The organism is Vibrio sp. 970 (genome assembly GCF_033339075.1).
In genome coordinates this window covers 449543-472583 of sequence record NZ_JAWOTW010000001.1, presented here as the reverse complement: position 1 = coordinate 472583, position 23041 = coordinate 449543, and the positions used below count along the sequence as shown (strand labels likewise).

General features: G+C 41.9%; 18 protein-coding genes and 1 pseudogene. 4 read left to right on the top strand and 15 right to left on the bottom strand.

Translation table 11 applies throughout. The features are described from left to right. Positions 1-39: 39 nt before the first annotated feature. On the bottom strand, positions 40-813 hold the full coding sequence (locus tag R7Q11_RS02045) for an AraC family transcriptional regulator (RefSeq protein WP_213960664.1): 774 nt from the start codon (positions 811-813) through the stop codon (positions 40-42). Positions 814-912: 99 nt separating this feature from the next. Between R7Q11_RS02045 and R7Q11_RS02040 the strand changes: the two genes are divergently transcribed. After that, complete coding sequence (locus R7Q11_RS02040; RefSeq protein ID WP_149192098.1) at positions 913-2049, top strand: multidrug effflux MFS transporter; 1137 nt, start codon at positions 913-915, stop codon at positions 2047-2049. Between the two features lie 114 nt (positions 2050-2163). On the opposite strand, the gene R7Q11_RS02035 is transcribed toward R7Q11_RS02040, so the two are convergent. The 10 genes and pseudogenes from R7Q11_RS02035 to R7Q11_RS01990 all read right to left on the bottom strand — a co-directional run bounded on the left by R7Q11_RS02035 (position 2164) and on the right by R7Q11_RS01990 (position 12559). Next, positions 2164-2574, bottom strand: coding sequence for a hypothetical protein (locus R7Q11_RS02035; protein WP_005373341.1), 411 nt, complete (start codon positions 2572-2574; stop codon positions 2164-2166). A 203-nt stretch (positions 2575-2777) separates the two neighbouring features. Then, positions 2778-3281, bottom strand: a complete 504-nt coding sequence (locus R7Q11_RS02030) for a hypothetical protein (RefSeq protein ID WP_225466143.1) — start codon at positions 3279-3281, stop codon at positions 2778-2780. Positions 3282-3312: 31 nt separating this feature from the next. Further along, the gene (locus R7Q11_RS02025; RefSeq protein WP_149192099.1) at positions 3313-4071 is read right to left on the bottom strand and encodes a hypothetical protein; all 759 of its coding nucleotides are present in this window, start codon (positions 4069-4071) and stop codon (positions 3313-3315) included. Then, positions 4064-6220 carry a hypothetical protein gene (locus R7Q11_RS02020; RefSeq protein WP_225466142.1) on the bottom strand — a complete coding sequence of 719 codons (2157 nt, stop codon included), beginning with the start codon at positions 6218-6220 and terminating at the stop codon, positions 4064-4066. The genes R7Q11_RS02025 and R7Q11_RS02020 overlap by 8 nt, the downstream gene beginning before the upstream one ends. 1022 nt (positions 6221-7242) lie before the next feature. Continuing rightward, positions 7243-7690: pseudogene (locus R7Q11_RS29830) on the bottom strand (DUF4150 domain-containing protein); the annotation flags it as partial. A gap of 148 nt (positions 7691-7838) precedes the next feature. Then, positions 7839-8630 (bottom strand): type IVB secretion system protein IcmH/DotU, encoded by a 792-nt coding sequence (icmH, locus tag R7Q11_RS02010; RefSeq protein ID WP_025767903.1) that lies wholly within the window; start codon positions 8628-8630, stop codon positions 7839-7841. After that, complete coding sequence (gene tssK / locus R7Q11_RS02005; protein ID WP_005373357.1) at positions 8627-9952, bottom strand: type VI secretion system baseplate subunit TssK; 1326 nt, start codon at positions 9950-9952, stop codon at positions 8627-8629. Before tssK ends, icmH begins: the two co-directional genes overlap by 4 nt. An 11-nt stretch (positions 9953-9963) precedes the next feature. Next, complete coding sequence (gene tssJ / locus R7Q11_RS02000) at positions 9964-10464, bottom strand: type VI secretion system lipoprotein TssJ (RefSeq protein ID WP_005386118.1); 501 nt, start codon at positions 10462-10464, stop codon at positions 9964-9966. Further along, positions 10457-11950 carry a type VI secretion system-associated FHA domain protein gene (locus R7Q11_RS01995; RefSeq protein WP_137282735.1) on the bottom strand — a complete coding sequence of 498 codons (1494 nt, stop codon included), beginning with the start codon at positions 11948-11950 and terminating at the stop codon, positions 10457-10459. Before R7Q11_RS01995 ends, tssJ begins: the two co-directional genes overlap by 8 nt. Positions 11951-11959: 9 nt before the next feature. Continuing rightward, positions 11960-12559, bottom strand: coding sequence for a hypothetical protein (locus R7Q11_RS01990; RefSeq protein WP_132937161.1), 600 nt, complete (start codon positions 12557-12559; stop codon positions 11960-11962). A gap of 503 nt (positions 12560-13062) precedes the next feature. Here R7Q11_RS01990 and R7Q11_RS01985 point away from each other — a divergent pair. From R7Q11_RS01985 to R7Q11_RS01975, 3 genes are read left to right on the top strand one after another with little or no spacing between them, the layout of a single operon-like run. Then, complete coding sequence (locus R7Q11_RS01985) at positions 13063-14376, top strand: type VI secretion system ImpA family N-terminal domain-containing protein (protein ID WP_136976742.1); 1314 nt, start codon at positions 13063-13065, stop codon at positions 14374-14376. A gap of 27 nt (positions 14377-14403) precedes the next feature. Further along, positions 14404-17793: a type VI secretion system membrane subunit TssM gene (gene tssM / locus R7Q11_RS01980; RefSeq protein WP_136976741.1), complete on the top strand. Its 3390-nt coding sequence runs from the start codon at positions 14404-14406 to the stop codon at positions 17791-17793. Between the two features lie 31 nt (positions 17794-17824). Continuing rightward, positions 17825-18277, top strand: a complete 453-nt coding sequence (locus R7Q11_RS01975; RefSeq protein WP_005373369.1) for an Lrp/AsnC family transcriptional regulator — start codon at positions 17825-17827, stop codon at positions 18275-18277. Positions 18278-18331: 54 nt separating this feature from the next. Here the strand turns inward: R7Q11_RS01975 and tssG are convergent, their stop codons facing one another. The 4 genes from tssG to tssC all read right to left on the bottom strand — a co-directional run bounded on the left by tssG (position 18332) and on the right by tssC (position 23033). After that, positions 18332-19330, bottom strand: coding sequence for a type VI secretion system baseplate subunit TssG (tssG, locus tag R7Q11_RS01970; RefSeq protein WP_042523537.1), 999 nt, complete (start codon positions 19328-19330; stop codon positions 18332-18334). Then, positions 19327-21075, bottom strand: a complete 1749-nt coding sequence (gene tssF / locus R7Q11_RS01965) for a type VI secretion system baseplate subunit TssF (RefSeq protein ID WP_042523535.1) — start codon at positions 21073-21075, stop codon at positions 19327-19329. Before tssF ends, tssG begins: the two co-directional genes overlap by 4 nt. Before the next feature lie 10 nt (positions 21076-21085). Beyond that, a complete protein-coding gene (gene tssE / locus R7Q11_RS01960) occupies positions 21086-21496 on the bottom strand; it encodes a type VI secretion system baseplate subunit TssE (protein ID WP_005373376.1) in 411 nt (136 codons plus the stop codon). Positions 21497-21557: 61 nt separating this feature from the next. Continuing rightward, the gene (tssC, locus tag R7Q11_RS01955) at positions 21558-23033 is read right to left on the bottom strand and encodes a type VI secretion system contractile sheath large subunit (protein ID WP_005373378.1); all 1476 of its coding nucleotides are present in this window, start codon (positions 23031-23033) and stop codon (positions 21558-21560) included. Positions 23034-23041: the final 8 nt, after the last annotated feature.

Sequence of the window (23041 nt, the reverse complement as noted above, 5' to 3'; positions counted from 1 at the left end):
CTGGGGATTGTTCTAGAAAGAGTCTGAGCATTTTGACGCTTAAGGTTTGGTTTTCATAAACGTCAGAGGTGTTTGTCCAGTTTGCTTTTTGAAAAATGCAATAAAAGCACTGTCTGACGAAAACTCCAGCCAATCGGCAGCTGCGCTGACTGGCATGCCCGTTGATAACAATTCAACTGCCTTTAAAAGCCTCCACTGTTGCCGCCAATCTTGATAATTCATTCCCGTTTCCGACTTAAATAATCGTGTTACCGTCTTGGTGCTTGCCCCAACTTTGCTTGCAAGAGTAGTAAGCGAAGGAGCCAGAAATGAAGGTTCAACCAACTCTCGACGAAACGTTGTTAAGCGCCGATGCGATGGCAAAGGCAACTGAAACGAATAACGTTTCGCAGCATAAAACTCCTCCCAAAAAAGCGCCGTCGTATTTACCATCTCGCTGCTAGGCTTATCCCACTCCCAAAATGACATTTTATCAATAAGAGCTTGGAGCAAATTATTCACTTCTATCATCGTGATCTTACTCGGACAGGCAAACTCCTCACAATCAAAATACAAAGATCGATACGCCACCACATTCGTCATTAGTGCGCGATGCGGCGTATTAGGTGGGATCCAAACCGCCTTTGTCGGTGGCAAAATACAAATCGAGTCTTCCAGAGCAAAACTCATACAACCTTGAGGTGCGTACAATAACTGCCCTTTCTTGTGCATATGCATACCTGAGTCGTGCTTGCCAATATCCGCAGCAATTCCCACTACACAATTAAAAATTTTGTCTGCATCAAATTGTGTTTTTTCGTTAATAAGCGCCATTTTGTCCGAATGTTGATGTATTTGGTTTTTATGTTGTTATTAGATCAATCATAGCCTCATTTATACTGCCCGCCAACTTCATTAACAATGGGTAACAATATGAATACTAAGCCCTCTTTATGGCTCATGCTGGTCATGTTGATGTTTCCGCAAATTGTAGAAACTATCTATAGCCCAGCGTTGAGCTCAATCGCTCTATCATTTGATGTAAACCACGCACAAGCAGCCCAAACATTGTCGATTTACTTCCTAGCTTTTGCCATTGGCGTTGTAGTTTGGGGAGTTCTCGCAGATAAACTGGGAAGAAGGCCCACCATGCTTATTGGGCTCTTTATCTATGGTTGCGCATCTTTACTCGCAACTCAAACCGAAAGCTTTGCTGTTGTCATGACCGCGCGAGCCCTAAGCGCATTTGGTATCGCGGTAGGATCCGTTGTCACACAGACCATGCTTCGTGACGCGTTTGACGGTCAAGAACTGAGTAAAGTCTTTAGCTTAATGGGGATGGGTATATCAATCAGCCCGGTAGTTGGCATGCTATTAGGCGGGCAGCTTACAGCGCTTGGTGGATACCGTTATGTGTTTTTTGCCTTGTTTTTAATCGCGTTAGTATTGCTCGCTTATAACGTTATTAAGCTTCCTGAAACACAGAAGGAACAGACACCAGTACGGTTGCATCAACTTAGCTGGGAAATGGTAAGAGACGCGCGAATTTGGCGCTCAGGATTATTGGTTGCTTTGTATAACATTGCTCTATTTTCTTATTACCAGCTTGGCGCATTTACTTTCTCAGCACTTGGGTATAACTCCGAACAATTTGGATACAGTGGCATGGTACTGGGGTTAGGCACTCTGCTTGGGAGTTGTTTAAACAAATCCCTAGTGTCTAAAAATGTTCGAAAAAGCCAACTACTTTGGCTCTCAGCAGTATTGCTTAGTTTGGGATCAGTCGGTGTGTTGATTCTGAGCCAATCAATCTGGTTTGTTGCTCCAATGGTGTTAGTCGTCATGTCTTATGGGATTGCGATACCCAATATACTCAGTGACGCACTCGTTGATTATAAACAACAGGTAGGTAGCGCAGGCGCTTTATTTGGGCTCATGTACTACATCATGATCGGGACGGGATTAGCGATGGCTGGAACAGCACAAAACTTAGGTGTCGTTCTATTAGCATGTAGCTGTTTAGCGATTTTATTAGCGTTTTCTAAAAGGCAAGTTCATACCAACTTGTGACCAGATACTACGCATTGCTTGCCTAATCTTCCGAAGATTGGTCTACATCTTTTCTAACGGTTAACTAAAACGTAAATAAAAAGCGCCTGTCGGCGCTTTAATTATCCATAGATCTTATTGCCATGTTGGCTCGCCAAACTCTTCACAACGTTGCTTGTCGTAATTTTCAATGCGCCCGCGTTTACCTACAAACTGAACCTGAACAACCATTCCAGCTTCAACATATTCACTGAAATAATCGCAAGAAACACGAAAACTAGTATCGCGTATAACAATTGGTACCCATTCATAGCCGCCGCTGCGTGGTAAGTAAGACTTGAAGGTAATGACCCCGTCATCTGAAACGTTGATTTCTTCATCATATTCATTCAACTTATAAAAACGTTGTCCATCAAACTCTGTCTTTGCTTTTTCAATTATTTCCTTCGTTGCTGTCGATTGCATCGGCGTATTTGAGACCAGTTGACACCCAACAACAGATGTCAATACGGACAAAGCCAAAGCGAGTTTAGTTATTTTATTCATTTACCTAACCACTGTTGAATTATTCAACACTTACCATTTTAAAAGGAGGGAGACCATACTTTATTTTAAAGAAAATAAAAAGCGCCTTTCGGCGCTTTTTATCTGAACATTTCTTATCCAAACGTCTCGAGTAGATTTTCTAGAAAAGCTAACTTTTTATTACAATGAATTTTATTTAGGCTCTCACCGGAATCTATTGCTATTTAACCCCAAGCTTCAAACTCATTAGGCTTTACGTGTTTTATTTTTAATCTAACGTTGGGATCCAGAGCTGTTTCAGTTCCCAATTCACAGTAGTACTCAACAGCATTTTCATCTTCAATCATGTCAACGAAGCTAGCAACGACACTCAACCGTCCACCACCTCTAGTCAATGAAAAGTACGCATTCTTGTTTTCATTTACTTCAAATTTCAAAGGAATGAATTCAGGTTCTTCAAGAGAAATATCTATCCATTTATAGTTATCTAAACTCTTCCCCTTTCGTGGGGCATAAACTGTTTTCAACCCATTTTCGTCAACAACGAAGTACATCGAATTCTCAGCTTGATTAAAGCAAGCTTTCAAACTGCCACCTTTATTTTCTAAATCACACGTAAATATGACAGAATTTTGGTTGCAGCTTGCACTTACAAAATTTGAAAACGACACAATAAATAAAAACCCGACCATCACAATTGATTTATAAATTTCATTGAATTTAAGCATTTCAACTACATTAAAAATAAAAACAATATGTTCACTTTATATTAAAATAGTCTTCATCAGGGAATTTTTCGTTGGTTTTGTTAGTACTATACTTTCCATTATATGGATTAATCGTCAGTTCTTCACCATTATTATCAAACTTAAACTGCCTTCCATCAAACTCTCCCTTTATCCTTAAACTTACTCTACCTTCAATAATCTCAACATATTCATATCTTGATGAAAAACTATTCCAGCAAACATCTCGCCTATGTTCGTCATAATTAGCAGAAAAAACTATTGTAGAAGAACAATAATTCTCTTCTCCATTTCTATTCCAATACAAAATCCTATCTTTAGGTATGTTCATATTAAAATTATCTCTCTGGAAAATGTAAGACAACACGCCAGTATAATTATTATTAGCGTTTTTTATTATTTTACCATTATCTCTGTCCAATAATGTATGATCGATAATATCAAAACCATAATCGTAAATGTCATAACTAAGGTTCAAACTACCAATCTCTTTTGGAACTTCTTTTTTTTCTGTGTCAAAAATAAAGTATGCTTCGCTATTTATATTACCATTAGTCAAGTCAACCAAATAAAGCTCTTCATTCAATTTAATTAAATCGCTTGTGCCACATGAGTCAAAAAAGCTAAAATCATATGAAGTTCCATTTGCTTTTAGAGAATATTGACAAAAAGGCCCCTCAGTCTCTGTGAATTTTTGCTCTTGCGTAATACTGCTTTCCGCAAAAGAATATGTTGATAAAAAGATTAAACTAAATGTAATCATTTTATTCATTTATCATTAACTCCAGCTTGTGATGTACACTCTTACTTCTTTTATAGTAATTTTTATTGATCATTGAACTATCCTTAAGATAAAACTTACTAAAGTCATAGTTATCGGATATTGAATTACAATTAATCAACTTTGAAAGTTTTAATAAGTTATTTTTTCTCTCTAACAAATGATTGTAACCACCATTTACTGAGATCGTTACACGAAATAGATCATTCTTGGTAGCGAATGGACGAATATCTCCCCAAGCACTACCTTTTACCCAAAACCACCCTGAAGAATCTACTGCCGTGTGTAAATCTTTAGCAACGCTTTCTATCATTTCTTTTGTAAGATCTTTAGTATTCACACCAAAGTATTTAGCATAGTTTTCTATATGTGTTATCTGTAATAAACCACGTCCATGATAGAATGCACCACCTCTGTACTTATTCCATTTCTCTGGATATTTTCCGTTATAATAGTACTCTTCCGTCGTTTTGAAAAAATCACTTTCTTGAAATGCTTGAGACAGAAAGTGGATTTTATTCAAACAATCATCGATTTCATACGTCCTAAACATGTCATTCAAGCTATTTAATAACTCATCTAAAGAAACATTTCTCATACTGTCATAATGAGAGTTCTCAAAAATAGTTTCTTTTCCACCTAAGACTTCAAGTAAAAAACTCTTGGAAATATCACGATTACAGAAACATTTACTTTGGGTGTGATTTCCTACAAAAGGCCAATAATGCCAAAGGCTCTTATCATCGCTTAGTTGCAAATCACCTTGTAAATCTTGCATCCATGAGAACTTATCTGCTCTTTCCAGTTCGAATTGCGAGAAAAGATCAAAGCTATCCATCACTTGATCGCGCCATGGGGAGTTACGGTAGTCCTCTATAGTAACAAAACCAGCGGAGCACTTAATATCTAGAGCTTCCTTTGCGGTCTGATGGATTGATTCATAAAGACTTTGTGACGACTCTGTATGCCAATCTGTAGGATGTTTCACAATAAATCGCTCAAAGTGTTTACGCTTACCGTCTAAGTATACTTTGGCATCGCGAGCAGTGAACGAGGAGAAGTCCGTTACTTGATCTTCTGTCACAGATTCAAGTAATTGCTGAATAAACGAATTACTCATATCAACGGCACCGCTACTATCGGCCCCATCGAGAACAACAAGTGGATTTTCTTCCGCATTTTTGGGAGAAATCTGTTTTTTGAAAAATTCGGGCGGCTCCTCAAAAGAGAACATCTCGATATGCACACGATTATCTTCTTTCTTAGTTCCAATTGCATCGTTACTGTACTCATGCAGTCCCATGTAACCGATATCTTCCCCAGCTGAAACCTTTATCCCCTCTCTAAATAGGAGTGGGAGTAAAGAAACCACACTACCGTCCCTAATCATTGCCGCCTTGTCCGACATCCATTTGGGTTCTGAAACTGGTTCTGATAGGACAGCAGAGGAATCTTCTAAAATGTCAAAGTCACTATTGAGACCCGAAGCAAACCAAACAATCTTGTTTAACAGTGCTTTTTCGCTACCACTTGCCGATTTACCATTCTCTACCACACGGCACTTTATCATTTTGTAGGTATTTTTGTCGATCTGGTATGGATGGGTCTCCTTCTCTTCTGCATACAGGTATTCAAGTAATGTTCCTTTAGACATCGACTGTTTTTTTTCACCAGAATTAGTAGGCACATCACTATGTTTGAAAGTGCGTACATTTCTCGCTTCTTGTAAACGGTAACGCGTGGTTATAGATGAATTGGCGCCAATATCTGAAGGTGGCGCAAGGTGCATATAAAGTGTATAGAACTTAAATACATCTTCACTATCTTCGGGGTTTACAGCCTCATGCTCGATAAGCACAAAGTTATTACTATACTTAAACTCTTGCTCTTGGTACGTTGAGGTTAGGTAATCAGGATTTATGCGAAATGCCACTATTTTTCCATCAAGCATCGCTTGAATAGGTCTGAGCCCTTTCCCCCACGGTAACATTTTTGATGTTAAATGAACGCCACTATGCCAACCGTACCCTTGTCCTATTAAATAACGACCGCTCTTAGCTTGATCAAACAATTTTGTAAAATCACTGAGCGTGTAGTAAGCGTCACCTTCTCGTTGCGCTATCGGAAAAACTGCATCCATGATTTAAATGTCCTAGTCAGAAAAGTTATCGTCAAAAGTGACAAATGATGGGCGGTTCAAGTTGTTTGACTTCGTGTACACCACCGCATTAACCCTACCTAAATTAGTAGCAAAGCTAGATTGGCTCGCTATGTTAACGGTACTTCCAAGGGCCATTGCCGATATAGAAATTAGGGTGTCATTTTTGGTTTCAAAAATTTGGCTAATGACGTCAGGAAGTGCTTGTTTGAAGTGGTTAAGTGCTTTTTTATAACCGTTTATACCCTCTTCAACAGAACTCAACGATCTTGCAGAAGCTTGGCTTTGTATGAAATCTAAACGACCGATGATTTCACTGTTTAGCTCATCGATGTATGAACAGATTTGATTGTTTATCAACGTCCATAAAACAAACTGCAAATACTTCACAGTATTCCCAGTCCCTAAAAAGCGAAGCTTCGCTAATAATTCATAGGGAGGCTCAAACACATCAGCTTGATATAAGACTCTCAATATATCGCCATTTTCGTGCACTTGCTCCAAGAGCAGTTCAACTAAAGGTTCATATTTCTCTAGCGCAGTAGTATCAGTTTGGATGTGATAAAGTGCCGAAACATAAGCATCAGAAAAGTCTTTAGAATGATTTTGACTAATCGCATAAGGAGACGATATACGGCTTTGCTCTAACACAATATCTTTAAAGTCATCATCACTGAAGGATGGGGACATCAATATGCCCCAGTCATTAGCAACCCCAACACGATCTTCCCAAAATGGCGAGCGGCGACCTGCGACAAACGTACAAAAATCATTCGGATCTGGGTAAGTTTCCGTCACAATATTTTCAGCTAAAGATTGGTTCGGCGTATAAGAGTCTTGAGTTTCGCTGAGCACTAACTTGCATTCTTTTAGAGCGAGACCATTAACAGTTGCTTTTCCGCTAGAATCCAGCACTCCACTCCCAATGACAGCACCTGAAGGTTCGACTAAAGAAAATTGTGCATTAGAGTAAGGGAGCCCATTTGGATATTTGCATTCTATATCCAGCGTATACGTCCCTTCCTGCTCTTCACTCACAGAAACCGATGGGTTTTGTGCGCCACCCAAACACATAGTGTTAGCTTTGTTCATGGTCATTTGATCGGACAGACGACATACGCCCTTACCTTCAAATTTAACCGTTGGTGAGGCTGAAATGAATTTTGCTTCGGCTTCTATCGTGCCTGAGGAAACGCCTTTTCTATCACCGCCCGCATCGCCGGTACTTTTTGAGAACGTACTGCCCTTGATAGCAACACTGTTACCGCCATCCATAGAGACTGTCGTAGTCCCACCGGCAAGGTCTGCTGATTTAGCATTGTTGCCATAAGGGATAGGAACGACTGGCTTGCCGACCTTAGTTAAACAAACATCTGGGAGCGTTGCATTCGCTTCACCACCTGAGCCTTTATGAACTATCGAAAGTCCATTCGCACCAACTGTTACGCCCATAACCAATCCATTTGAATTTTATTGATTGAATGATAAAAGAGATCGCAAGCTGCAATCTCTCTAAATGACTAGTGAATTTCACTAAAAGACCAGTGATATTCACAATAAGCCCTAAAACTGGCAGAAGATCTCATTTTTAGATTTCTGGTTATCTATACACTTCAAGCAGTTGCTGAAATTTTAAGTCTATGACGATGTAGGTTGCCGCATACATAAGCGCAAACGTCATCGCACTAAGACTCAAGATCAGCTTGGGTGAAATTACCCTTTTTAACGGCTTCTTTAGGTATTTAGCTTTAAGGTTGATTAAAGAAACTTTTTCTTGTTCTGCTAGGCGGTCATCTCGCACTAATCGATAAATGGTGCTGCCAATTTCCGCTAACTTTTCGTTACCACGCTCTTCACGGCCGTACTTGCCTTGGAAACCAAGTTGAAGCAATAAATAGAGAAACTCTATAACGTGACGGTATTTGCGAGGGTCGGCTTTTAAGCGGTCGAGAATAACGAAGAACTTATCACCACCAGACGTTTCATTATGGAATTCAGACAGTAAGCTGTTCTGGCTCCAGTGACTATTTGCTCCCCATTCTTGCCGACAAACAGATTCATCAATCGCCGCACACAAGCAGTAACGAATAACAAGAACCGAAGCACGATCGAGCTCCATTTCATTAAGTTTTCGTTCACCTTTTCGAATCTCACGTGCCACTTGTTCACGAAATGGCATCGGGTCATCAAGCCAAGGGATCGAAGACATACAAGACAGACTGGCGATCAACCATGAGAACTGGTCCACTAGCGGGTTAATACCCATGTTATCGATAGATAGATCTTGTACTGCTATGTTTCTCGACAAGTCAGGCGCTGGCATTACCTCCATTGGTTTGCCAGGCTCTGGTTGGAATAAGACTACGGTGACGTCGGTTTCTGCGTAACTCATAGACGAACGGCCCAAAGTTGCAATGATAAGTTAGCGAAATCGCCCGCAACGTGAATCGCAATCGCAGCAGTGTTCTTCAATGCCATCCACTCTTCGCCCGTTTTATCGAGCTCGAAATAGGTGTAGCCAGCGTGATACGGCAGCGCGCGTGGCACAACTGGCATTGGTTTGATCTCAATCCCAGGCAGTTGAAGGTTAATCAAGTCACGTATGTTATCGATAGAACCGATCTTCGTTTGGCTGACAAACTGGGTATGCAGAACATCCAAGGTCACGTCGGCTTTAACTGCGAGGATAAAGGTTGTCGTATCAATGATCTTATTGTCAGGGATTGCTGCCGTTCTGATGCCATAGTTCTGATCTTTTAAGGTCAGTGGAATTGCTCTTTGCTCAGACATCACGCTCAATGTCATTTTCGCACTGTCTAGGACGCGAGAAAGACAGCTAGTAAGATCACCATGATTGTACTTCGTAAACTCAATAGGTCGGCGTGTCGTTGAGCACAGCGTCGAAAGCTCACCCTCTGCCTGAAGAAGAATTCGATACAAAGACTCAGGATGCACAGCTTCTGTGCTGGCGAAATGCCAAAACAAGGGTTCGTATCGGTTGAGCGCTTGCAATAGCATAAAGTCAGAAACCGATGATACACCTTGTTGATCCACCACCCCTAATCGCTGGACTATCGATTCCGCGCGATGCTTCAACATAGAAGCAAACTCGGTCGCAAATTTACTCAGTACTGTCGACGCATGAATATCGATACAGGTAGGAATGAAACTATCATCTAAGATCACGCTGCCATCAGGCTTCACTTCTGAGATCTTTAAGATCGGAATAGACGTGTAAGCACTCTTATCTTCATGATCGTACATTAAGCAAAAGTTAAGCTTACCGACGACGATATTTGCCATGTCTTCCGAATCATAACAAGCGTCAACCGCTTCTTGAGATTCCATCGTATAGCGCGCACCGTCTTTTTTGGTACCAAATAACTCAGAACGTTCCGATGGTAACGGACAGCACAAATAAACGACTTTATCGGCAATCGAAGGATCTACATCTTTCACTTCAGGCAGCTCAGCAAGCAACGGAAGCTCAAATGGTGTCCGGTCTTGTAAAATACCTTCAGCACGAGTAATACCGATTTTACCCAGTGCTAGTAACTGAGAGTTGATTTCTAAACGTTTAATTCCCCAATGCAAAGGCGATGCATTGGCACTCAGTAGGCTCGATAGTTTACTTTGCGAACGATCGAGTTGTTGAAAATGCTGCGGCTTCATGAACATTCCATCTTGCCAAACAACTGGATTGTATAAAGACATGTTTCTATCCCTTAAAAGTAAACCTGTTCAATGCCGCGAGTGTTATCAGAAATTAACTCACTGCCCTCTAACTTGAGCTTGATGTAGTACTCGCTCTTCTCTTCAATAACTTCCACTTTTCGCCATGACGAACCATCAATATCACGAAAAGCCACTGAAAAACCGACGGCACGAGTGTCAGGGTCTAGCGTTAGCATTTCATGAACTTTTCCACCTGGCTGTATTTGATATTCGTAACGTTTGATGTACTCATCACCCAACGACGCTTTATCGCTCTCAAACAAGGCAAAGAAATCTAAGCTTCGGAACAATACTGGCGAACTTAATTCGTGAAGACGGAGAATAACTGGAGATGACTGGCCCCCATTTCTCACATTGAGTACAGGTGATGCCTCAATAACCAATTCAATCGACGAAGTTTCTGGTGTGATACCAGTGGACTCTTTAAATTGATCCCACATGGAACAACCGGACAACATGGCAAATCCGAGTAATACGGCGATACTACGCATGGTTTCCCTTAATCACTTTGTTATAGTTTTTCTTAATCAGCCCTTTTAAGGATGTTTCATTAAGCAGGCGACGATTATTAGTGTAGAAATCTAGGTATTCGGCCCACAGCTTTGACTTAGTTGAGAACAAAGACTGGCTAGCGACCCTGTTAGCAAATGCTACGGGATCGTTCGTTTCTGACTGTTCTAAAATGAGCTCATTCAGTGCTTTGTTAAACATAACTTGGTGGTCGTTCAGCTCATCGAGCATTTGTTCAACCAGTTCATTTGGAGCCAGTAATTGCTGACTATTCAAAGTAAGCATTAGCTCTGCAATGTTCGAGTTAGCCTCACTCGCACTCTGCTCATCTTTTAACGATTCCACTTCGTGCAACTCTTTCTGTAGGTTATCAATACATAAACGCAAGCAAGTACCCATTTGCTTGAATAACTGCGCCTCGTTTGTCATCAACTCTGGGTTTCGAATACCCAAACCATCAAAAAACGCTTGCGCTATATCTTGAGAGCAAACGGCCGCATCAGTATCGACTTGTGCTTTCGTCGTACTGTTTATCGCGTGCTCTGCCGTAGGTATTTGAAGTTGCTGATTAGTGTTAGGAGAAGGCGTAAAAGATTGGGTCATCTCTTCCCATTTTGACCCTGTGTTAGCCTGTTCTACGACCATCTCAGTAACATTATGCGTACGATGTTGTCTTTGAATCGTGCTATCTGGGGCTACCGTGCCAGGTTGCATCACCTCAGCTGAGGCAATATCGGCTCTATGTGCCTTACCGCTTTCTGGCGCTAATGCATCATTGACTGATGCGTTACTCTTGGTTTCCGCAGCCATCCAGTCTTCAGGGATTAGGCTTGGCTGATCGAATTCGGAATATATGCTGAAACTGTCATCGACCACCTGACGCGTGCTTTCCACGGTTCTAGGTTGTTCAGATTCTGTACGCTCATTATCACGAATTAAATAATCGTCATCTCGCTGCATCGAAAAGTTAAGGTGAGCAACAGGATCATGACAATCAATGTCATCCTGTTTAGTCTCCATAAACAAATCTTCTAAGGCACCGACTTTTTCTTCCTCTTCGACAACCGCATCTCCTAGACTAACCAGAGGATCGCTAGATACTCGCTCAGGAGCAATATCAGCGGCGATGTCTAGTGTTGAGGTAACGTGCTCAAGAGAAACACCAATCTCATATTGCCCTAAAGAAATGATGTCGCCATCAACTATCGCAACGGGTTGATTTTTTAGTATTTTATTCCCATTTACCATTGTGCCGTTAGTTGATACGTCACTTATATAGTAGGTATCTCCATACACGCTGAGCAAACAATGAGTGCCCGATATAAAGCGGTTGTGATCGGCTAAAGACACGCTACAGCTTGGGGAACGACCTATCGAACCACCACTTTCAGGCATTTCAATATGCTTTGCACCGGTGTATTCCTCTGGACACTTTGAGATAAATAAAACTAGCTGATTTGAGTACATTTACGAACCTCAAAAGAGCAAAGAAACTGATAGTTCAAGCCCACCAATTCCATCATTTACAACCGGAAGGATATAAGAGGCCTGCGGGATAATTTGTATATGGGCGTCAGGATTACTGCCTAACTTTATAGCAGTACCAAGGGTCACAACCGCACCTAACTCAAACTGGTCGATGTCTTCAACACTCTCATAACGATAGCCCTCTTGGTCTACTTGCCAGCGATTAGAATATTGCGAGTAACCGACAGACAAGCCCGCACCAACGTATGGCGTGAAAACACTCCAAGAAGTCAACGCATATTGAGGAACAACACGAAGTTCATAGTTCGTCGCTTCTTGATATAAGCCGTTTGCTGGCGCTTCAATATCTTCTGCTAGATAGTTTAGCCCTAACCACCAACGCCAACGGTTATTGTTTTCATCAATAGGACGAGTATGAACCAAGCCGAACCTAAGCGTATCCTGCTCACCACTTTTACCTTCATCGTATTTAATGCTATCGATAGTCAACATACTGGTAGAGAGTCCATATCGCTCCCCTTTTGCCATTACAACAGAAGAAAATAGACACATGGCTGAAATCAGCCCAATTTGACTTGGTTTTAGCATTTCGTCCCTCTAGGAAAACCGATATTCTACTTAGAGGCGAAAGATATCAATTATATTCTCTTTTTCAATAAGCCTAAAAAAACACCTATAATTTAATACATTTCAACTATCAGGTTGGTTGTTTTACCTACAAACAAAAACTAAAGAACCGACTACAGATTAAGTGACGAGACAGTAAATCTTTCTATTTAAATAGAAGTAACAGAATTTGATTGCTAATTGGACAAAACGTAATCTCCGATAACAATTTAGTTACTTTTTAATCAACGTTCTCATCTTCATATATAAGTTTCTTCTTATAAATAGACTTAACTATTGATATTAATATTATGAACAAAGATCACACTAAAAGTAATTTAATTTCTTTTAATGAATTTTTATTATCTAATCCGCTTATTTTGTCTATAGAATTGCGACAGATGTGCACTGCTTATAATTTAATATAACAGTAGTGAAATCCTATATAACTTAATACTTCTATATGATCAGTTGGAACTTTCCTTATGTTTTTTACCGACTTCGCTCGAAGACCAATCGATGAAAATAACCCAAGCGGCTCTAATCCTAATGGTTCTGAGGATTTTGACGAAATTAAACGTCAAATAAACAACCTGAATAAAGTCACAGGGAGAGTCTCGTGGAAAACGGTTCAAACACTCTCAAAAAAGATCTTGAGTACCCAAGCGAAAGACCTACGTTGTTGCTGTTACTTTACCGTTGCGTCAACCTATAACGAAGGCTTAAGAGGCCTTGTTGAAGGGTTAAACTCAATACTTGATGTGTGTGTCGTATATTGGTTCAACGCGTATCCAGAGCATTCAAAGTCAAAGGCACGAATGAGCGCTATTGAATGGATGGTAGAGCATACTGAAAAACGAATTAATAAGCATCGGGCGTTACCAGAAGAGCTTCCATTGATAGAGGCAGCACATCAATTATGCTTGAGGATTGAGGAAGAGCTTCGTCTTCATTACGGTATTGAAGCGCCGTCATTAGGTCGCATTCGCCGTATTTTGAATCAATGGATTGAGCAGATAAAAGAACAACAGATTGCGGCTGAGTTACGCGAGAAAAAACAAGCCAACACTAGCGCTCCTGCAGCAACGCAGAAGGCACCTGAAATTAAAGTGAATGTGTCTCCCTCTCCAGCACCGGTGTCATCACCCAACCTAAATAGCCAAGAGAAAGCATCACCGGCAAAGTCTGGTCGATTTATGATCTACTTCGTTATTGGTTTGATTGTTACTGCGATATGTTCACATTTCATGTACGAGCAACAACGTTATCGAACATTGGAACAAAAAATTAATCAAGCTTCACTTAATGAACTTGTAAATTTGGTCGCCTCGTTAGATTACGAAAATAAAAAATATGCTCAGTCATTGAAAACGCAGGCCATTAATCGTGTCGATATTATGATGAATAACTGGTTTTTAGACTCGGCAAAAGTAAGTAACGTCAGCGAGCTCGATAGCTTGACCAATGAATTAATCGCGATCTATCCGGATTCGTCTTCTGCACAGCAACTACGTCAGAACTTTTTGACACAGAGCGCCCATTTAGAAGACCAGTTTATGGATGTTTATAAGCGATTCTCAGACGCAAGAACGGTGTTTGCCAACGTAGCTAGACAGAATGTAGATAAGAACTCTGAAAAGGCGTACGAATACAGTAACTCGTTATTCCCGCTTTTAGGTCGTATTGAATACGCTGAAAAGTATTCACAGCAAAAGGAAATTGACCGCGCAACCCTTTTACTGAACATCTACCTATATAAATTGAGTCAGCTACAAGCTGAAAAAACTGACAATAAATAACAATACAATTAAAGAAGTTTTAGGCTTATGTTCAAACAAAAACTGTTTAGAAATCCAGTGGTGATTTCTACTATATTGATGTTTTTAGTGGCTGCAATTATCACCACTATTTATCTGCTTTTTCTTGACGAAATCGATCAACTTTATCTTTGGCTGACCCTTGGTGCTATCGCCATTGTTTACGTCACTTTTCAATTCACATTATGGTTGAAGAAAAAGAACAACGCTAAAGCTCAACATTTGGAAACCGAGGAAGAAGCACTTTCTATGGTTATCCAGCCTCTTCTTGCTAACTCAGGCAAGAAACCAATTTACCTGATGCTTGGTAATAAAGGGTCAGGGCGACGTCAATTTTTATTTAATTCTAGTGCAATCAAACCGATGGATCGCACTAGAACCGCTAAGAATGACTTTTTTGAATGGTACGAATCTGACAGCGCTGTATACATCAAACCAGACCAACGCTTAGTGTTCCAGGAAGTATCAAGCAGTGATGCTTCTTTATGGAATACGTTCATTGAAGAAGTTATTCATCATCGACCTCGAAAGCCATTTTCTGGGTGTCTATTCTTCACCGATTTCGAGTTCATGATCGTCTCTGAGCCAGAGCAAAAAGAGTACACCATTTCGTCGTTATTGGCGCGCTTGAGTACCATCAACTCTAAAACGTCTTCAGCATTGCCAATCTATTTGATTATGTCAAAGCTAGACAAGTTAGATGGCTTTAAAGAATACATGCACTTTAGCTCTCTCAAGACACGTGTTGAGTTCCTCTCTATCCCACTAAAAGAAGCCAAAGGTGTATTTGCAGAGTACTACCGCGATAGCTATCGAAATCTAGTGAGAGTGCTTGAAAGTAATGCGCTAGATGCATCCGCTAATTCAACGGACATTGATGAGAAACAAGCAATACTCGCTTTCCCTAAGCAGTTTGAGCTATGTCAGTCTGAAGTCAGCTATGTGCTTGAGCGTCTATGTGATGTTAACAACGGTGTCTATTCACTAGACATCCGTGAGATTTTCTTTAGTTCGAGTCTGCAAGGCGGTCGCAAGTACAATTTACTTGCAAAAAGTTGTAGTAATTACTTCAACTTACCTATTATCGCGTCAGAGCATACTCAGTTAACAGAAACGCCTTATTTCTCTCGCTTTCTGATTGATTCACAAATATTGCCGGAAAGCGACTTTGCGGGCGAAAACAAGACGTATCTTCGTCTAATTCAGAGACAAAGCCGTTTGGCAATACTCGGCTCCATTATCCTGCTTACTGGGGGCAGTTACTTCTTTTTCACGACATTAGACAGTAACTTACATGTGATGAATCAACTCTTGAGTATCGATGACAAATCACAAGTAGAGCAAGATGCAAAATTCAATGAGCTTTTAGCGAAGGCGACGAAAGCAATAGAGCCTTCTTATGGGGCGTGGCTTAAAGGTTCTAAGGCTTTGGATGAAGAGATATTACCACTCAACATTAGCCGTTTGGATCAAAGCACTCGCATCGCTTACGAAGCATTACTTAAGGACGTTGCTCAACAGTTGATACCTCTCATTGAGAAAGGTTACCGTCTACAACTGACACAAAATCAGAACACTTTTACACGCGCTTTACCTCTATTGAAGGGGTATCTAATGCTAAACGATCCAACAAAGCGTGATATCCGTTTTTTGCGTCATCAAACTCTCCAAATGATGAACGATTTAAGCAACCAAAGTGACGTCGTCAATCAGGCGATGCGCTATTTGGACGCTTACTTTCGCACACAGTTTGATCCAATTGATATCAATATGGATCTTGTTCGCGCAACACGTCGCTCATTGCTAGCAAATTCGAATGTTGATCTCGTTTATGCAGGCATTTTAAACGAAGCAAATTCGATTGATTTAGGAACCCTAGATCTGCAACGAGCTGTGGGTTTTGAGTTTAGCAATGTATTCAACACACCTATCGATAGTGAACGCTTGATCGTAGATAAGATCTATACCTCCACTGGTTTTAGCACTTTTTATCGACCACGCGTGGACCTAATGTCACAACAAGTCATCAGTGACAACTGGGTTTTAGGTCTGTCACAACACGTTATTCCTACTAGTGAAGAACAAGAGGCCTTCAAAGAGGAAGTACGTAAAAAATATACTGACGACTACATCAGTAATTGGCGCAATGCGCTGAGTGAACTAAAAGTCCAAAACTATGACAATGTCGGCGATCTAACGAACGCGATAGACTTAATCTCGGGTCCTTCTTCACCAATGACAACCGTACTGAAGCAGGTCTATGCCAACACACAATTTTCACCCGTTGGTGAAAAAAATGCTCTGATTTCAAAGCTAGACCCGAAACTCGTGGCAGCGGCAGACTCCGCATCAGACGCAGTAGAGGAAGTAGTTAAGCCTGATTACTTGTTAATGAAACGTGTTGAACAAGCTTTTCACTTATTAAACCAACTTCAGGTCAGTGAAACACCAAACTCCCCTACTCCTTGGGATGAGACCGTAACTGCGCTAAGCCGTGTTCGCACGTATATGAAAGACATCGCTGATGCACCTGACCCGCAAATGGCGGCGCTAGCGGCAGCTCAGCATCGAATGAACAGCAGTGAAGCTGACCCATTAATCAAACTTAAACAGATTGCCCAAAAATCACCGGAACCCGTTCGTAGCTGGTTGTTAGATGTGGTTCAACAAAGCTGGTCAGTCATGATTAAAGAGTCCGCTAAAGGCATTCAAACCCAATGGTACAGCGAGATTTACACCAAGTTTAAAGAGATAGGGCTAGGACGATACCCATTTGATCTAACAGCGACCGAGGAAATCTCAATTGAAGATTTTGAATTACTGTTTGCTTCAGGTGGCTTGTTAGACACATTTATTCAGAAAAATTTTGCACCGTTCTACGATACCAATTTGTGGACGCCAAAACAGGTGGATGGCGAGACGATGCCAATCTCTCCGGCTCTGTTAGTGCAACTGCGTAACTATAACGTTATTCGAGACACATTAATTAATAAAAGCACTAACCGCGTTCATATTCCGTTTAGTGCAAGAGTACTCGATCTTGATTCTAGTGCGATTAGAGCGAGCTTAAAAATTGCAGATACCAATATAAGTTACTACCACGGTCCAAGCCGCATTCGTGAAATGGCATGGCCACCGCAAAATGGTGACTTCAATATTAGTATCACACTCCAGGATGTAACCGATGAAGGCAGACAGCACGTTTTAAATAAGAGTGGTCAATGGGCGATATACAGATTGCTAGGTGACTCGACCTTGACAAACACTCATAACGGCAGCTTTGTCAGTGACATAAAAGTGTCAGGGAGGGACTTGAGCTTACGCATCACTCCGTTGACACAGAAAAACCCATTCACTCTTGCTGAGCTGTATAACTTTACGCTCCCAGAGTCGATTTAATAACAATATAAAAACAAAATAGGCAGAACACATGATTTCAAACATGACTTTACAAGGTTTAGATAAATTAGATCGAAAAATACTTTCAAGTCTATTGTCGAATGGGCGAGAGTCGATTGCGAATCTATCCCGAAACATTGGTTTGTCTCGAACAGCAGTAGCAGAAAGAATTAATCGTTTAGAAAAGACCGGTATTATCAAAGGCTATACCGCACAGATTCGTGTAGAAAATGAAGGGCGAAAAGCCGCTAGTTATCTACTGATCTCTTGTGAAAAGGGTAAGAAGAATGATGTAACGAATGCACTTAAAGAAATCCCTGAGGTTCGCTTAACGAGCGTTGTTGGTGGCAACTTTGATATTATTGCCCTAATTGAAGCGCCCGACCTGCAGTCTATTCATCATCTTTGTAATGAAATTGAATCATTTAACGGCATTCAAAGGCTTGATACTACCGTTGTACTGCACCAGCCGATCAGTCGTTAAGCTTTTCTGACCTCTTCGAGGAAAACATAAAGGGCCGCTCGTTGAGCGGCTTTCTTATATGCTTCCGATAAGTCGAATTTTGGCGTCTTTATCACCTGGGTTACCAAGCCAGAACGTTTGACCTAGTTGGTTCCCTTCTCCATTACCCAGTTTGTTTTCTGGAATACTGTCTAGGTTAACTGTCAACTTTAGGTCCCACGACATTGGGTCACGCAGAATAAAGCGCATCAAGCCCACCAGCGTCTTATGTAACTCACCATCGTAGGAAAACTGCTTAAACGTTTCAAAATCAATGTTGTCGATACACAAGTTAAACTTGCCGTTCAAATCCGCAATGCTTTGTCCCAAGTGTAAGCTTTGCCCCAATACACAATTGGAACGATTGAGTTTGTTACGCTGGCTTTCAGCGATTTCTACGCGTCTATAAACCCATTCTTCGATTCGCACATTCGGCAGTGAAAAGTAGTGCGAAACAATACCGGAAATAAGCTTAGGTGAACGTGTACGCGTAGATAACTGGTTCACGTAAGACAGAACTTTCGCTCGATCTAACTCCGCGACTTCACAATCTTGCATAACGCTAGAGAGACCAGCCAAATGCAGTATGCGCCCAGAAAACGCATCGCTTGCCCCGCTTTTGTACTGCACGTGATATCGGTATTTCTTCCAAACACGATACAGTAAGCTTGTATAGCGGTTGTGGAAAAAGTCGAAGAAATCCTTCACTGGGTTATCATCGGGATCACGACCGACGAGTTTCTCAGTGTAAGACGCTGGCAGGGGCGAGCTTGAACCATGCAAGCCAAGAAAGTTCGTCTCAATACGTGAATATTGCTTTCCGTTTCTTTCCATATGAGTAATAAAATCCATATCACTCTTTGGAAAGCACAGGTTTGGCGACACGCTGAACTCAATTCGCTCTTGATGGAAGTATTTGTTCTCGCCCACGGCAACAAAATTTGAGTTTGGCTCCAGCTGGTAGTGTTTCTCTAACAGCAACACCGCTTGGTAGAAACTAAACTCATTCGACTTATCAGAAAGTGTGTTAATCATAGTATCGTCTGCTGCCCGATTAGGCTTGCCCAGTTATAAACCTCGCCCGTCGCTTCATCGAACACCTCTAGTTCGGTAAAGGAGTTCACACTCGAATACAAACGGATAAATTCATTCAATACCGTGGCCATAAGGAACATATCGCCTTCATTTACGAAGAACTTAGAGTCCGTCACGAGCTTGAATTGGTTACCACGCACAGATACACCACGAAATACGCGATCGATTGGTTTCATCTCTGAAGAAATAATGCCATCAAGTCGATGAATCGACGCGCGGTGGGCTTGTCTATCGACTCGAGAGTGGAAGTCGTAAGTCGAGAGCAACACTTTCAACACATCGATATTGGCCAAAGACAAGTAGTTGAGCGACATGTTGGCAATCAACTGCCATTGAAGTTCACCATTAACCTGAGGACTTACTGACTGTGTTGGCTTAGTAATGTTTTTAAACGTCGCATACGTTGGCGATTTGTGCGTCGCGTAAGTGATGTCTCCTACTGACAGGCGCTCCGCTAAGTCCGCGTTACTGCATTGCAGTTTCATCAATACTGTTTCAGTCCCTAAATCCGCAATGTCGCCATTGTGAGTATGGAATGAGATATAGCGCTCTAACCCTCTTCCGCTTACTCGCTCGCCCACTTTGGATTTGTAGAACTCTCGCTTATCACGCTGGTTGATTTGGTGCTCAAACGATTCAAATTCAATCAGTGGTTTTCGGCGACGCTCGTCTTTACTCCAGCTCTCCACTTGCTCAATGGAATAAACCTCGTAATGCTCTTGAGTGTTACTTTGTGGACGCACCTTGTACTCGTTTCGTCGATGCTCTAAACGGATTGGATCGCCGTCTTTTTCAAACAAGTTAACGGCAGGTGTGCAGTGCAACCTTAAGTGTTTATCTTTAAGCACCACCTCTGAAGGCAAAGCACGCTTAAAGTGGAATTTGATTTTGACCGTACTGCGCTGTGGAATGCCTTTTAGCCACTCTAAGCCTTTAATGTCGAAGAACATGAACTTATCTGGCAAAGAGAAGAATTCTTGCAGCAAACGGTAGCCTGCAAAGGAATTTTTGCTGTAAGGCAACAGCGCCTCGTCCTCTTCATGCCCGACTGGCTTAACGTATTCTGGCCCTAAACGATGTTTGTAGCCGCCACCAACATCCAACTCGACGTAATCTAGATAACGGAACAGCCATAAGAAGACAGTGCGAGTAATATGAATCTCACCATGCAGGTGCAAACGCAACGTATCTAAACCGATACGAGACAGTTCCAGGCCATGCTCCGTCGATAACGTCACATCAATCATCGAACTGGTGCGGCTGTTAGTTTGTTCGATGTTAGTAATCGTAACTGGGTATAGATTGACGTCATAACAAGTACGGAACAAACACTGCGTGCCTTCTACCTGTTCGCTGGCCATTTCCGCACCACGTTTCACCACGGTTTTCTCAGTAACACTTCCGGTATGCGGTTTTAGTTCGCTAATGCACAAAGACGGAATCGAACGCATGTAATGTGGCCACAGCAAAGTCATCAGAGATTGCGTTAGCTCAGGAAGTTCATCGTCAATCTTTTCGCGGATGCGTCCGGTCAAAAAAGCAAAACCCTCCAGCAATCGTTCGACATCTGGATCAAAAGTTCCTTCAGAGAGAAAATGAGTTAACTTCGGATGATATTTGGCAAACTCACTACCTGACTCGCGTAAATACGTGAGTTCATCTTGAAAGTATTTACTGTTACTCAAGTGGCACCTACTAAACGTTAAATTGGCCGTCGGTTCCCATGTAGACATCGATCGACATTGGGACTTTACCGCCGTTATGGGAAACTTCGCCGCGAATACCAAAGCCGAGTTGTAATGGGTTATGGTGGTCTTCACGGTAGTGAACCTCGACATTCAGCAGTCGGGGCTCAAAGCGTTCTATGGTTGACGTGATGTTTTTTTGAATATGGCGAACGAGGTTCGTGTTGTTAGAAAGTACGTCGTTAAAATCTGGCAGACCATACTCATTGTCGATCATTGCGTTGCCGGAATGCGTATTCAACAAGTCAGCGAGATGCGAGTGAATGGATTCAATCAAATGCTTATGAGACACCACTTTCTCGTAGCAGTTTTTTGGTTCTCCTAGCTCGATCCGCTCTAAAAGACGGTAACCTTTTTCCATATGCGATCCTACGAAAAAAGCAGCCAGTCTTCACTGGCTGCTTGATGGTTTCAGTAATGGGTTATTGGTCTAGCTTACCAACTAGAGACAAGTCGAAGCTTGCGCCCATGTACTTGAAGTGAGGACGTACAGACATCGATACTTTGTACCAGCCTGGATCGCCTTCTACGTCTGATACTTCAACCTTCGCAGCGCGAAGTGGGCGGCGACCACGAACTTCCGCTGGCGGGTTCTCTTGGTCAGAAACGTATTGACGAATCCACTTGTTCAGTTCGATTTCTAGGTCAGAACGCTCTTTCCAAGAACCAATTTGCTCACGCTGTAGCACTTTTATGTAGTGCGCTAAACGGTTGATAATGAACATGTAAGGAAGCTGAGTACCTAGCTTGTAGTTCATCTCGGCTTGTTTGCCTTCCGGCGTGTTCGCAAACACTTTTGGTTTTTGAACAGAGTTTGCAGAGAAGAACGCCGCATTGTCAGAACCTTTACGCATGGTTAGCGCAATGAAACCTTCTTCTGCTAGCTCATACTCACGACGGTCAGAAACCAGGATCTCGGTTGGGATCTTAGTCTCGATTTGACCCATAGCTTCAAAGTTGTAAACCGGTAGATCTTGTACAGTACCACCGCTTTGAGGACCAATAATGTTCGGACACCAACGGTACTTAGCAAATGATTCACTGATCTTAGACGCCATCGCGTACGCTGAGTTACCCCATAGGTAGTTATCATGGCTGTCTGTCACTTGCTCATCGTAGTCAAACGCCTTAATTGGGTTATCTTCAACAGAGTAAGGCGTACGTAGCATAAAGCGAGATGTACATAGACCTAGGTAACGTGCGTCTTCGTGCTCACGCAGACCACGCCATTTCGCGTACTGTGGACCTTCAAATACAGACTTCAGATCTTTTAGGTTTGGCAGCTCTTCGTAGCTGTCTAGACCAAAGAATTTAGCCGATGCCGACGTGATGAATGGTGCGTGAGACATTGCACCTACGTTCGCCATATATTCCATCAGTTTGATGTCAGGCGACGAAGCTGACATAGCGTAATCACAAATGACTGCGCCAACAGGTTTACCACCGAACTGGCCGTATTCACGTGTGTAGATTTGCTTGTACAGGCCAGACTTCACCACCTCTGGAGCGTCTTCGAAGTCATCAAGAACTTCGTCTTTCTTCGCAGAGATCAGTTCAATTTGAATGTTCTCGCGGAAGTCAGTGTGATCAACCAGGTACTTAAGGCCACGCCACGTTGATTCAATCGCTTGAACTTCTTCGTTGTGAAGAATTGCATCAACTTGCTTAGACAATTTTTGGTCGATTTCAGAGATCATCAGATCAACCAGAGATTGGTCGACTTTCTCTGTGTTCGAACTGCTTAGTAGCTCACTGATGAATGCTTCTACGCCGCGTTTTGCAACGTCAAAACCTTCATCACTTGGCTTTAAACGTGTTTCGTTAAGAATGCTATCCAGAAGTGAGCCTGATTCAACTAAGGCTGCTTCTTGTTCTGGCGCTTGTGCTTCTGCAGACATGATATCCC